Origin of the sequence: Labrys wisconsinensis, from assembly GCF_030814995.1 — a bacterium.
Lineage (GTDB): Bacteria > Pseudomonadota > Alphaproteobacteria > Rhizobiales > Labraceae > Labrys > Labrys wisconsinensis.
Genome location: NZ_JAUSVX010000038.1, coordinates 1 through 13,456, shown reverse-complemented (window position 1 = coordinate 13,456; position 13,456 = coordinate 1). Strand labels below are relative to the sequence as shown.

General features: G+C 67.9%; 11 protein-coding genes. 1 reads left to right on the top strand and 10 read right to left on the bottom strand.

Translation table 11 applies throughout. The features are described from left to right. The 6 genes from QO011_RS42180 to QO011_RS42155 form a co-directional block, all read right to left on the bottom strand. Window positions 1-200 (bottom strand): ATP-binding cassette domain-containing protein (locus QO011_RS42180; RefSeq protein ID WP_307286690.1); only part of this gene is annotated, 200 nt, incomplete at its 3' end. A gap of 2 nt (window positions 201-202) precedes the next feature. Then, window positions 203-1,327: an ABC transporter permease gene (locus QO011_RS42175; RefSeq protein ID WP_307286692.1), complete on the bottom strand. Its 1,125-nt coding sequence runs from the start codon at window positions 1,325-1,327 to the stop codon at window positions 203-205. A gap of 105 nt (window positions 1,328-1,432) precedes the next feature. Continuing rightward, window positions 1,433-2,380, bottom strand: coding sequence for a sugar ABC transporter substrate-binding protein (locus tag QO011_RS42170; RefSeq protein ID WP_307286688.1), 948 nt, complete (start codon window positions 2,378-2,380; stop codon window positions 1,433-1,435). Between the two features lie 262 nt (window positions 2,381-2,642). Then, entirely contained in the window at window positions 2,643-4,769 is a 2,127-nt protein-coding gene (locus QO011_RS42165) for a hydantoinase/oxoprolinase family protein (RefSeq protein ID WP_307286686.1), read from the bottom strand. Between the two features lie 34 nt (window positions 4,770-4,803). Then, a complete protein-coding gene (locus QO011_RS42160) occupies window positions 4,804-6,426 on the bottom strand; it encodes a hydantoinase B/oxoprolinase family protein (RefSeq protein ID WP_307286684.1) in 1,623 nt (540 codons plus the stop codon). 37 nt (window positions 6,427-6,463) lie between these two features. Further along, window positions 6,464-7,726: an extracellular solute-binding protein gene (locus tag QO011_RS42155; RefSeq protein ID WP_307286682.1), complete on the bottom strand. Its 1,263-nt coding sequence runs from the start codon at window positions 7,724-7,726 to the stop codon at window positions 6,464-6,466. Window positions 7,727-8,301: 575 nt separating this feature from the next. Here QO011_RS42155 and QO011_RS42150 point away from each other — a divergent pair. Next, entirely contained in the window at window positions 8,302-9,435 is a 1,134-nt protein-coding gene (locus tag QO011_RS42150; protein ID WP_307286680.1) for an aminotransferase-like domain-containing protein, read from the top strand. Between the two features lie 56 nt (window positions 9,436-9,491). Here QO011_RS42150 and QO011_RS42145 read toward each other — a convergent pair whose 3' ends face one another. The 4 genes from QO011_RS42145 to QO011_RS42130 form a co-directional block, all read right to left on the bottom strand. Continuing rightward, a complete protein-coding gene (locus tag QO011_RS42145) occupies window positions 9,492-10,298 on the bottom strand; it encodes a family 1 encapsulin nanocompartment shell protein (protein WP_307286678.1) in 807 nt (268 codons plus the stop codon). Next, the gene (locus QO011_RS42140) at window positions 10,291-11,346 is read right to left on the bottom strand and encodes a Dyp-type peroxidase (RefSeq protein WP_307286676.1); all 1,056 of its coding nucleotides are present in this window, start codon (window positions 11,344-11,346) and stop codon (window positions 10,291-10,293) included. The genes QO011_RS42145 and QO011_RS42140 overlap by 8 nt, the downstream gene beginning before the upstream one ends. Window positions 11,347-11,539: 193 nt before the next feature. Beyond that, window positions 11,540-11,734, bottom strand: a complete 195-nt coding sequence (locus QO011_RS42135; RefSeq protein ID WP_307286674.1) for a hypothetical protein — start codon at window positions 11,732-11,734, stop codon at window positions 11,540-11,542. Window positions 11,735-11,829: 95 nt separating this feature from the next. Then, window positions 11,830-13,456 (bottom strand): AAA family ATPase (locus QO011_RS42130; protein ID WP_307286671.1); only part of this gene is annotated, 1,627 nt, incomplete at its 5' end.

The window sequence follows — 13,456 nt, the reverse complement described above, 5'->3', positions numbered from 1 at the left end:
AGGAAGTCGCCCGAGCTCGGCTTGTGCACCCCCGACAGCGTCTTGATCAGCGTCGACTTGCCGGCGCCGTTGTCGCCGAGCAGGCACAGAACCTCCCCGGCCCCGACCGACATCGACACGCCGGACAGCGCGATCACCGAGCCGAACTGCTTGACGATGTTGCGCACCGCGATCAGCGGGGCGGCATTCTGCCTGGCCATGCCTAGCGCTCCCCCGTGACCTTGCGGCGGATGAAGTTGTTGAACAGCACGGCCATCAGCAGCATGGAGCCGAGGAAGACCTGGAACCAGTCGGAGTCGAAACGCGTATAGGTCAGGCCGATCGAGACCATGCCGAAGATGACGGCGCCGAAGAAGGCGCCGATCGCCGAGCCGTAGCCGCCGGTGAGCAGGCAGCCGCCGATCACCGCCGCGATGATCGCCTCGAACTCCTTCTGGAACCCGCGCCTCGCATCGGTGGATCCGGCGTCCAGCACGGTGAGGATGGCGACCAGCGCCGCGGCGCAGGCCGTCAGCACGAACAGGCCGGTCTTGACCCGGTCGACCGGCACGCCGGAATTGCGCGCCGCGTTGGCATCGCCCCCGGCCGCGAAGATCCAGTTGCCGACCCGGGTGCGCAGCAGCACGAAGGTGGCGACGGCGGCGACGGCGACGAACCACAGGATCGACACCGGCACGCCCGACACTTTCGGGGTGCCGTTGTCGAAGGTCTCGATCAGGCCCTGCGCCGCCAGCCAGGAGAAGAGCCCTTCGAAGGCGACGCCCGAGAACAGCCGCGCCAGCAGGCCCTGGCCGACCGCGTCGCCGATGCCGCGCATCTGGGTCGAGCCGCCGGTCGCCCATTTCAGGCCGACCAGGGTGAGGCCGCGCAGGATGAACAGGAAAGCGAGCGTCACGATGAAGGAGGGCAGCCGGCTGCGGATGACGATCTGGCCGTTGATCGCCCCCATCGCCCCGGCACACAGGAAGGTGACGAGGATGGCGGCCCATAGCGGCAGGCCGCCCGAGACGGCCGCCGCGCCGAAGATCAGGCCGGCGAAGGCGATCATCGAGCCGATGGAGAGGTCGAACTCGCCGCCGATCATCAGCAGCGCCGCGGCCACCGCCAGGATGCCGAGCTGCGAGGCCGGCGCCAGGATCGTCATGATGCCGGAAAGGGTGAACATCGAGCTGTCGGCGGTCGCGGCGAAGAAGGCCACGACCAGGACCAGGCCAGCGACGGCGCCGAGCTCGGGGCGCCGCATCAGCCGCGTGGCGAGAGACGTCCCGCGCAGGCGGTCGTCGGCGGGCACCGCCGCCGGGCGAGCGGTTGCCGCTGGGCCGGGCATGTCGGGGTGCTGGGATGTCATCATGCCCTCGTGATATGGCGCGGGAGCAAGGAGGATGCCGGGACGGCGGCCGAAGCGTGAGGCCGGCCCGGCATCCCGTGCCGATCAGCGGATTCCCTTGGCCGAAAGATCCACCGCGAGGGCGGCCTTGTCCTTGGTGATCAGGTTCGGGCCGGAGGGCACGTTGCCGCCCGGGATCAGGCCGTAGCGGACGAGGTTGGCCAGGAAGACTACCGGCAGGTAGCCCTGCAGATATTGCTGCTGATCGATGGCGAAGGCCGCCTTGCCCTCGGCGACCGCCTTCAGGAAATTCGCCGAGAGGTCGAAGCTCGCCACCCGGACCTTGCCCACCTTGCCGGCATCGACCACGGCCGCGACCGTCGGCTCGCCCGCCAGGGACGCGCCCAGGGCGAGGATGGAATCGATGTCGTCATGGGCGGCGAGAGCCGCCTTGACCTTGGCGCGGATCTCGCTCGGGTCGTTGGAGGTCGGCAGCACCGTCACCGTCTGGCCGAAGCCGTCGGCAAACCCCTTGCAGCGCAGGTCGAGCGCCACATTGCCGACCTCGTGATTGACGCAGAGCCCGACCTTGCCGCCGAGCGCCTTCAGCTTCTCGCCCGCGGTCTTGCCGGCATCGTATTCGTCCTGCCCGACATGCAGCAGCGCCCCGAATTCCTTGGAGACGTCGGAGCCGGAATTCATCGAGATGACGGGAATGCCGGCGGCGACGGCCTTGCGGATCGAGGGGCCGAGGGCCGAGGCGTCGGGGATGGTGACGATCAGGCCGGCCGGCTTCTGGTTGACCGCCGCATCGATCAGCTGCCCCATCGCCACCATGTCGAAGGTCTCGGGGGCGCGGTAGTCGACCTCGACATGCACGTCGGCGGCGGCCGCGTTCGCGCCGTTCTTGACCACGGACCAGAAGGGGTCGTTGGCCTGGCCGTGCGTGACCATGATGAAGCGAGGCTCGTCCGCCGCGCGCGCCGGCGCGGCTCCCCAGGCCGCGATCGCCAGACCTGCGGCCATCGAAGCGATGAACAGGCGTCCTTTCATGTCGTCCTCCCGTGCTTGCTGGATGTCCCGCCGGTCGTTGCAGCGCCGGCCTTGCGCGACGGGGCTTCACCTGGCGGCGGGCGCCCCGATCGAGGCGCACACCTAAAGCACAAAGTGCATAGCTATACAATAGCAAGCCACGACGATCGGCACATCCCGCCCGACCGCTTCGGGACGAGCCCTCGTGGAAAGCGAGCGTGAATTTCGACGGTGCGCCGTCGATGTTCGCGCGAGATGCGGCTGCAGAGGTCGGGAACAGCGTCTAGGCTGCGGACATCGCGGCTTCGCCAATGGATGTATCGCTATTCACGGAAACCACGAGATTGAGGGCGTCGTCGACGACCAGCTCGGACTTGGGGCCGATCACGGTCGTGGATTCACGCTCCTCGACGACGGCCGGACCGACGAGCCGCGTCCCGGGCAACAGGCGATTGCGGTCGAAGACGGCGCATTCCCGGAAGCCCGGTCCGGGGAAATAGACCGCGCGAACGCCTTTCTCGGCCGACTGCCCCGGCGGCGATTCGGGAAATCGAAGGCGTGTGCTCCTGCTCGGTGCCGAGACCTGAATCCGCCATGTCAGGGCCTCGAGACCGATATCGGTGATGCGCCGGCCGAAGCGCTGCTCGTAGGCGGCCGTGAAGCTCGCTTCGATCTCGCTTCGGCTGCCCGGGCTCAGGCCACCGGCGGGGATGGGCGACGGGATTTCGAAGCCCTGGCCGATGAAGCGCATGTCGGCGAACCGTCTGATCTCGACATCGCTCCAGCTCGCGCCGGCCTGCTCCATGATCGACCGCGCCTCCCACTCCATGGCGCCGAAGAGCGCATCGACGATCGACCAGTCGACCGCGGCGATCCGCGATATGTAGCCGCGCGCCAGATGGATCGCCGGCGCCGCCACCAGCAATCCGAGGGCCGACATCACGCCGGCGCCGGGAGGAACCACCATGCGCGGGATCCGCAGGAGCCTGGCCAGGCCATAGGCATGGACGGGTCCGGCGCCGCCGAACGCCAGCAGCGTATGCCGCCGCGGGTCCACGCCCTTCTCCGCAAGATACATGCGGGTGGCGGAGGCCATGGTCTCGTTGACGACCTCGTGGATTCCGGCCGCCGCGGCGAGCACGCTCATGCCCAGCGGCGCGGCGATCTCGCGCTCGATGGCGCCATGGACCGCCGACAGGTCCAGATGCATCTCGCCGCCGAGAAAGTAGTCGGGAGAGAGATATCCGAGGACGAGATCGGCATCGGTCACGGTGGGCCGCGTGCCGCCGCGGCCATAGCATACGGGACCGGGCTCGGAGCCGGCGCTTTCCGGGCCGATCTTGAGCAGCCCCATCGCGTTGAGATGCGCGATCGAGCCGCCTCCGGCGCCGATTTCGATCAGGTCGATCACCGGGACCTTCAGGGGAAGGCCGGATCCCTTCCTGAACCGATGCACCCGCCCCGCCTCGAACTCCATCGACCGTTGAGGCTCGCCGTTCTTCAGGAGGCACATCTTCGCCGTCGTGCCGCCCATGTCGAAGGACAGGACGTCCGCAGACCCGGACGACGCGCTGAACCATCCCGCCGCGATGGCGCCCGCGGCAGGACCGGACTCGATCAGGTGGATCGGCCGCGCCTGCGCCGATGCGAGCGTCGTCAGCCCGCCGGCGGACAGCATCAGATGGATCGCCCCCTCGAAGCCGCGCGCTTCGAGCTGGGCCTGCAACTCGGCGAGATAACGGGTCACGAGCGGCTGCACATAGGCGTTTGCGCTCGCCGTATTCCCGCGCTCGTACTCCCTGATCTCGGGCGCGACGTCGCTCGACAGCGTCACCGGTATTCCGGGAAGCTCGGCTTGCAGGATCTCCCGGATCTGCCGTTCGTGAACTGGGTTCCGGTAGCTGTGAAGCAGGCAGACGGCGATCGCATCGACCTGACGGTCGCGCAGGACGCCTGCGGCCGCGACGACATCCTCGACCGCGAGCGGAACGACGATTCCACCGGCTGCGTCCACCCGCTCGGACACCTCGACCCGCAGCGGCCTCGGCACCAGCGGCGCCGGCTTCTGCAGGAAAAGGTCGTAGAGCTCGTAGCGCATCTCGTTGCCGATCTCGATCGCATCCCTGAAGCCCCGGGTGGTGACGAAGCCCACCCGGGCCCCCTTGCGCTCGATGATCGCGTTGGTCACCAGCGTCGTGGCGTGGACGACGCTGCTCAGGTCCGAGAACCGCAGGTCACGCGCGTTCAGCAGCTTCTCCATCCCCGCCAGGATCGCCCGGCTGGGATCGTCATGGCTGGTCAGCTCCTTGCCGAGGATCACGCTGCCGGAACGATCGTCGAGCAGAACGAAATCCGTGAAGGTTCCTCCGACGTCGATGCCGATGCGAAGGCCTGTGCCTGCCATGTCCATGCCAGCGTTTCCGGAACTGTTGGTGCGGCCGGCTTCAGCGTTCAACGACGTAGCCGTTCTCAAGATCGCGCGCGACGTCGGCGGGGTCGCGCTCGCCGGGGTCTCCGAAGCCGCCGCCACCGGCATAGCGCAGGATCAGCCGATCTCCCGGGACCAGCTCGGTCCGCGCCTTCGGCGCGAGCGCCCGGCCGCTGGCCAAGGTCATGCCGACGCCTTGGCCGGATCCGCCGCCCAGCAGGCCCAGCGGCAGGTTCTTCATCCTGTCGCCCATGAGCGACAGGACGACGGTCTTCGAGGACATGACTTCGATCTCGATCTCCTGGCCGAGGCCGCCGCGATGCCTGCCGCTTCCTCCCGAGTTGGCAAGAAGCTCCTTTCGCCGGACCAGCAGCGGCGCCAGGCCTTCGAAGGCCTCGATGCTCCCCGAGCCGGTGTTCGTCGGAAACGGCGTGCAGGCAAGGCCATCGCCCCGAGCGCTGGCGCCCATGCCGCCGCTGCACATCAGGATCTGCGAGAACCGTTCCCCCGATGCATCCTGCCCGCTGAAGACCGCACGGAGCGAGGGGGCTCCTCCCGACTCGGCGAGGACCTGATCCGGGATGGCCTCGGCCAGGCATCGATGGACGGCGCCGGCGATCAGCTGGCCCGTGAGATGGCGAGCATTGCAGGGCGCGGGAAAGCGCGGATTGAGGATCGAGCCGAGCGGGGCCGTGACCGTCACCGAGCGGTACGATCCGTCATTGTGCGGCGTCAGCGGATCCAGGGCGCATTTCAGCGGATAGACCGTGTAGGCGTAGGTGTAGTTGAAGACGGAGTTGAGGCCGCGGTCGATCTGCGGCGACGTGCCGGCGAAGTCGATGGAGAGCGTGTCGCCGGCGACGGTTATGCAGCATCGGATCTCCGTTTCCCGGCCTTCGTATCCATCGGCCCTCACCACGGAACGATAGTCGCCGTCGGGGAGGCCGGCGATCGCCATCCTCATGGCCGCGTCCGCCCGCTCGTGCAGCGCCGCCGAGATATCGCTGAGATCGGCGAGGTCAGCGCTGCCCAGGAAATCCCGGATGCCGGTCCGGACCACGGAATGGGCCGCCAATTGCGCGTCGATGTCGCGCACGACCTGGTCCGGCACCCGCACGTTGCCGCGGATGAAGCGGAAGACGTCCTCGTTCTCCCGGCCGGCGCGCATGAGCTTGGTGGGGAGGATGCGCAGGCCTTCCTCGTAGAAGTCCCGGCAGTCGGCCGAGAAGATCGTTCCGCCGATATCCGGCAGATGCGCGACGGTCGCGCAGAAGCCGACCCGCCGCCCGTGATGGAAGATCGGCGAGGCGACGACAAGGTCCGGCAGGTGCCCCGCCCCTATCCAGGGATCGTTGGTGACGATGACGTCGCCGTCGTTCCAGTCCTCGACGGGAATATGCTCCAGCAGGCAGGCCACGGTCCTCGGCAGGACGCCGAGGAAGGAGGGCACGCCGATGCTGTTTTCCGCCAGGCTCGCCCCCTTCTCGTCCAGGATGACGACGGCAAAATCATTGGATTCGCGCACGATCGTCGAGAATGCCGTCCGTCTCAACGTCGCCGCGGCCTCATCGGCGATCGAGATCAGCCGGGACCACAGGATTTCCAGGCCGACACCGTTCATCTCATTGGCTGACATCATCCCGGACCTCTCGCGGACGACCGCGCCCCCTCCCCCGTCATCTGGCCAGCAACGGCCTGACGTCCCTGACGATGTCGGCCAACACCGTGGCGGGATCCTCGTGCTTGATCAGCACCCGACGCAGATGCTCCCGAACGATCTCGCTGACCTTGACCGGATTGGGTCCGGGATAGGTCAGCCATCGCGTCAGCCGGGGAACGGCCTGGAGCGCCGCCTTCTGGTTCGGATGCGCCTCGTAGAAGCCGCCGAGCAGGCTGCGGTCGCTCACGGCGAGCTCGTTCACGGGAACCGCGCCGACGCCCTTGACGAGGATCGACTGGCCGATCGGTCCGGTGAGGAACTTGACATATTGCCATGCCGCCTGCCGCTTGTCGGGGGCGGCGGCATAGATCATCGCCGCCCGGCCTCCCGCCGGGATACGTCCTTCGGCGCTGAGGATCGGCCAGGGAGCCGCACGGAACGCGAACTTGCCGTCGATCTGCCTCTCGATCTGGCCGGTGGCCGCGCTGTAGGATGCGAAGATGCCGACCGTGCCGGCTGCGAAGGCCTGCAGCATCTGCGACTGCGTCATATCGACGGTGCCGGCTGCGCCGAAATCGTGCAGGATCTCCAGGGCCCGAAGGCCCTCCGGTCCGTCGAACGCGATGTCCGTGCCGTCCTCGGACAGGATCTGCCCGCCCTGGCTCGTGACGAGCGCTTGAAAGGTCCAGTTGCCCGTCGCGTTGTAGTCGAACAGGCCGCCGACCGTGCCGCCGCCGAGCGCCTGCACCTTGCGTGCCGCCTCGATCAGTCCCTTCCAGCCGGTGGGCAGCCTGTCGATGTCGACGCCGGCCCGCCGCAGCAGGTCGACGTTGAGATAGATCGTCGGCACCGAGGTCGCATAGGCGAGCGCATAGACCTTGCCGCCGACCCGCCCCACGTCCGCGATCGCCGGCGCATAGCCCATCCCGCCCCAATCGCTTTCGGCCGCGATCAGATCGTCGAGCGCGATCGGAATCCTGCGGCCGGCGAGAATGCCGACATTCTGGTTTCCCTCCAGCGAGAGGTCGGCAAGGCTGCCCGTGATGGCCGACCGCAAGGTCGATTGCAGAAGCTCGTCATAGGTGGCCACGACCGGTGCGCGATAGACGATCCTGATGTCCGGATGAGCCGCCTCGAACTGCCTGGCGCTCTCCACGAGCACGTCGGTATAGGCGCCGGACGAATAGGACACTTCGATCGTCACGGGCGCGGCCGTCGCGATCGACGATGTCCAGCCCATGCACAGACCAAAGACCCAGCATCTCAGGCCCGTTCTCATGCCGGGGATCCCACCGTCCGGGGTCGTGTGTCGGACCGGTCTTCCATCGCCATGCCTTCCGCTGTTCCGAGAAGGCGCACCGGCTTCTCGGGAGCCAGTGTTGCACCCGAACCTGCCGGGGCTAAGCGCTTTCTCCTAACATGAATGGTAGTTTTTCTTACATATGCGGCCGAATGCCGGCGTGCTCGGACCTGCGTTCGAGGCAAGGCAGAGGCCCCTCCGACAGGCTGCCGCCAGGGCCGCCGCCTGCGCCTCCGGCGCGTGAAATCAGTAGCCGGCAAAGGCAACTCAGGATGCAACGCGGCCCGCCAAGCGCGTGCCGTCGGCCCGGGCGTCAGGCCGCACGCACCCCGCGAGCCAGGGGTGCAGACCGTTCATCGGGTCGAAGGCCGTTAGATGCTCTTACAGACATGTTAGAAGAACGCACTTTACGCCCCCGCCGGAACCTGAAAACCTGATCCGCAGGAGAAGACGGCCGATCGGCCTTCCCGCTGCCCATCCTGCTTTCCCGCCGGTTCCGGAAGACGTTTCGCCAGGGTTCGCGGGCTACCCGATCGCATGAAGGTTGCGCCCCCATGACCGAGCCTGCACGGCCGCCCCAATCCGCCATGATCGACATGAGCCGGACACATCCGCCGCTGGTGCCGGCGACCTTCGACCCAGAATACCGCGCGGCGCTTGCGGAAGCCCTCTCGCTCTCGACGCCGAGCGAGATCGTCGGCGCGCATCGCTGGATGGGCACCGAGGCGGACCGCACGGCCGGTGCGAGCTTCACCGCCCGGCGGCTCGGCGCCGCGCCGGACCCGGGGCGCGTCGTCGTCACGAACGGAACGCAGAGCGCCTTCACCATGCTGCTCGGCGGCCTGGTCGGGCAGGGCAGCGTTCTCGCCGTGGAGAGCCTGACCTATCCGCCCATCCTCGTGATGGCCGAGCGGCTCGGCTTCGAGCCGCGGGGCGTGGCGATGGACGGCGAAGGCATCCTCCCCGACGCCCTGGCGGCCCTGTGCCGCGATCGAAGGCCGAAGGCCCTCTATCTCCTGTCCACCCTGCAGAATCCGACGACGGCGACGATGTCGCTCGAACGCCGGCAGGCCGTCATCGAGGTGGCGAGGCGATACGACCTGCAGATCATCGAGGACGACATCTACAGCCTCCTGCCGGAGCGCACGCCGCCGCCGCTGGCGGCGCTGGCCCCCGAGCGGACCTGGTACATTCTCGGCGTGGCCAAGAGCATCGCTGCGGGCATGAAGATCGCCTATCTCGTTGCGCCGAGCCCGGCCGAGGCGGAACGGCAGTTCTGGCCGGGCGTCCGCGCGACCTTCTGGATGGCGGCGCCCATCAGCGCCGCCACGTCGACGCGCCTGATCGAGAGAGGCGGCGACCAACGCATCATCGACGCGGTCCGCACCGAGATGCGGCAGCGCCACCATATCGTCCGCCCGATCCTCGACGGGCTGGACGTCGTGACGGCGGACGGTGCCCTGCACCTGTGGGTGAGGCTGCCGCGGGGCTCCTCGGCCAGCGGTCTCGCCGCGCTGGTTCGGCGGCGCGGCGTGATCATCGGAACGGCCGCGCCCTACGCCCTTCCCGGCGAGCAGGCACCGGAGGCGGTGAGGATCGGCATCGGCCACGCCAGGTCCCATCAGGAGCTCGAAGCCGCGATGCGGGCGGTCGCGGCTTCGCATGCCGATGCATGGACGGCCGACTGACCGCCCGGACGAGGTGCGCGCCGGGCCCTCGGATCAGCCGATATCGATGCGCCGCATCACGCCTTCGCTGGCGCGAGCGCGACGACCGCCTCGGTGGTCAACAGCCGGAAGGTGAAGGATTCCTGCAGATAGAGCTCGACGCTCGTGCTGGAATGGCTGAGATAGCCGATGGAGAGATCCTGGCCGATGGTCAGCTCGAAATCGCCGCTGCGGGTGGTGAGCACGAAGGCGCCTTCGATGGCCGGCGCCCAGACGATCCCGCCGTCCACCACGCGTTCGAGATGGTGGAAGACCGGGTAGCCGTCGTCGCTGCCGCCGCTGGCGGCGGCATAGGCCTTTGCGCCCAGCACGAGCGCGTAGGGGCCGTTGACGCCGGCCAGGCGCAGCTGGCTCACCGCCTGGGCGACCGCGCCGGGATAGCCGACCGCATCGGCGGGCAGCGTCAGCGCCGGGTTGCTGCTGCCCTCGCGTATGCCCTGGATCCCCGCTGCCGCATATCCCTCGAAAACGGAGCGATCTTCCGCGAAGGCGATCTTCCGGGCCGCTTCCTTGACCGGCGACCAGTCCGAATCCGTGGCGCCGCGCTCCACGTCGTCGATCGCCTGGCGGGCGAGCTCGAAGGGAACGCGCAGCTCGACCAGCGCCTTGACCTCGCGCTGCGCGGTCTGGACGCCGTCGCCGGGTGCGGCGATCGGCCTGAGATGACCGGTCCCCACGGCCGCGAAGTCGAAGCCCTTCGGGCCGACGACATCAACGACACGCCGCGCCGCCAGGTGACGCTTGAGCGTCCGGGACGCCTCGTCCTCGATCTCAGCCCAGGCGCTGTCGGAGATCGGGGCCAGCTCCCGATAAAGATTATTCATGTCCCGCCTCGTTCTTGAGAGAGCCGATACCGAGTGAACCATCGTTCCGGGGCGACCGGGCCCGAGCCGTCGCCTCGGGCTCCCCGGCGTCGGAAACTGGCGCGGCGCCTGCCGCGACATTGTCCAGGAACGTCGCCGTGGGCACGAAGAACAGGGTGCCCGTCACCGCGCGGCTGAAATCGAGCAGCCGATCATAATTGCCCGGCGGCCGCCCGACGAACATGTTCTGCAGCATCAGCTCGATCCGGCGCGGCGAGCGGGCATAGCCGATGAAATAGGTGCCGAACTCGCCCTTGCCGACATCGCCGAACGGCATGTTGTCGCGGACGATCTCCAGCTGCTCGCCATCCTCGATGATCGTCGTCAAGGCGTTGTGCGCGTAGCTCGGCTTCACGGCATCGTCGAGCTCGATGTCGGACAGCTTGGCCCGGCCGACGATCTTCTCCTGCTGCTCCACGGGAACTTCGTTCCATCGCTTCAGATCATGCAGATATTTCTGCACGATCACATAGCTCCCGCCGGCAAAGGCCGCATCCTCCTCGCCGATGATCGCCGCCTTGACGGCATCCTGGTCCACCGGGTTCTCCGTGCCGTCGACGAAGCCGATGAGGTCGCGGTCGTCGAAATAGTTGAAGCCCTGCACCTCGTCCGCCGTGGCGACGGCGTCACCCACCCGCACCATGATCTCCTTTGCCAGCTCGAAGCACAGATCCATGCGCGTGGCGCGGATGTGGAAGAGGATGTCGCCCGGCGTCGAGACGGCGTGATGCCGGCCGTGGATCTCGCGGAACGGATGCAGGTCCCTCGGCCTCGGCGTGCCGAACAGCCGGTCCCAGGCATCGGAGCCGAACGCCGTCACGCAGGACAGCCGGCCCTCGAGGTCGCGGAAGCCGACGGCACGCAGCAGCGCCGAAAGATCACCGCAGAGCCCCCGCACCGCCGTCTCGGCGTCCGGTCCGGGCTTGACCGTCACCACGAGAAAGATCGCGGCCCGGGTGAGCTGCGCGACGACCGGCTGTGAAACGACAGATGGCAACCCAGAGTCCATGAGCAATCCGTTGACGACAATTGACGAGACGTGCGGCCGATCCGATGAACCCGGGCATACGACGGAAAGATAGGATGGGGAGAATGCCCCATTGTGACCCGCCGGGCGAGGCCCGCTTTGCCTCCCCTCGCGATCGGCGGGCTGTCCGGGGGCGGGATCGACCGACATCGGCGACGCGCGCCCGCGGCATCGGTCAGTCCATGTCCCGGAACGCGTGCCCGTCCGCTTCGACGCCTTCCACGACGCTCGACGGCAGCAGGTCCTGTGCACTGGTGCCGTCGAAGACCCAGTCCTCCGGGTCGGCGAAATCGGGCAGGCTCGCGCCCTTGCGGACGTAGAGGCCGATGGCGGGCTTCTTGACGTTGATGTAGAGATCATATTCCTGCATCGCAGCCTCCTCGCGTTTCGTTCAAGACGGCGCCTTTGCGGCGGCCGCGCCGGCATCGCCGCCGGCGCGGGAGACCGTCACGGCGCGACCGGCGCTCAGACCGGGTCCAGCTCGTCCTCCTCGACGGCCGCCGGCGTCTTTCCGTTGAAAGTGAGCCCTTCCTTGCCGGCGGAGATCTTCATCGCCGAGCCGTCGCGCACGTCGCCGGCGAGGAGCATCTCGGCCAGCGGGTCCTGGACGTAGCGCTGGATGACGCGCTTGAGAGGGCGCGCGCCATAGGCGGGATCCCAGCCCTTGTCGGCGAGCCAGGTCCGTCCCTTGGCGTCGAGCGACAGCTCGATCTTGCGATCGTCGAGGAGCTTGCGCAGGCGCTCGAACTGGATTTCGACGATCTGGCCCATTTCGCTCTTCTGCAGCCGGTGGAACAGGATGATGGCGTCGATGCGGTTGAGGAACTCGGGGCGAAAATGCGCGCGCACCATCGCCATGACCTTGTCGCGCACCGCGCTGGTCTTCTCGCCTTCCGGCTGGTTCACCAGGTACTCGGCGCCGATGTTCGAGGTCATGATGATCAGCGTGTTGCGGAAATCGACGGTGCGGCCCTGGCCGTCGGTCAGGCGGCCGTCGTCGAGAACCTGCAGGAGGACGTTGAACACGTCCGGATGCGCCTTCTCGATCTCGTCGAACAGCACGACCTGGTAGGGCCGGCGTCGCACCGCCTCGGTCAGTGCCCCGCCCTCGTCATAGCCGACATAGCCGGGCGGCGCGCCGATCAGCCGCGCCACCGAATGCTTTTCCATGAACTCCGACATGTCGATGCGCACCATGGCGGCCTCGTTGTCGAACAGGAAGGCCGCCAGGGCCTTGGCGAGCTCGGTCTTGCCGACGCCGGTCGGGCCGAGGAACATGAAGGAGCCCATCGGCCGGTGGGGATCCTGCAGCCCGGCGCGGGCGCGCCGCACGGCCGTCGACACCGCGCGCACCGCCTGCGCCTGGCCGACGACGCGCTTGCCGAGCGCCTCCTCCATGTGGAGCAGCTTCTCCTTCTCGCCCTCCAGCATGCGGTCGACTGGCACACCGGTCCAGCGTGACACGACTTGCGCGATGTTGTCGGCGGTCACCGTCTCGCCGATCGAGGAATTCCCGCTGGCCTCGACCGCGGCGAGCTTCTTCTCCAGCTCTGGAATGCGGCCATAGGCCAGCTCGCCGGCCCGCTGGAATTCGCCCCGGCGCTGGGCGTTGGCGAGCTCGGTGCGCAGCTGCTCGAGCTCGCTCTTCATCTTCTGCGCGTCGGAGAGCTTGCTCTTCTCCGCCTGCCATGTCGAGGTCATGTCGGCCGATGTCTTCTCCAGCCCGGCCAGCTCCTTCTCCAGCGCCTGCAGGCGGCTCCTGGAGCCGGCGTCGCTCTCCTTCTTGAGGGCTTCCTGCTCGATCTTGAGCCGGACGATCTCGCGATCGAGCGAATCCAGCTCCTCCGGCTTGGAATCGACCTGCATCTTCAGCCGCGCCGCCGCCTCGTCGACGAGGTCGATGGCCTTGTCGGGCAGGAAGCGGTCGGTGATGTAGCGGTTCGACAGGGTCGCCGCGGCCACCAGCGCGGAATCGGCGATCCTGACGCCGTGATGCAGCTCGTATTTCTCCTTGAGGCCGCGCAGGATCGACACCGTGTCCTCGACCGAGGGCTCGGAGACGAAGACCGGCTGGAAGCGCCGGGCGAGCGCC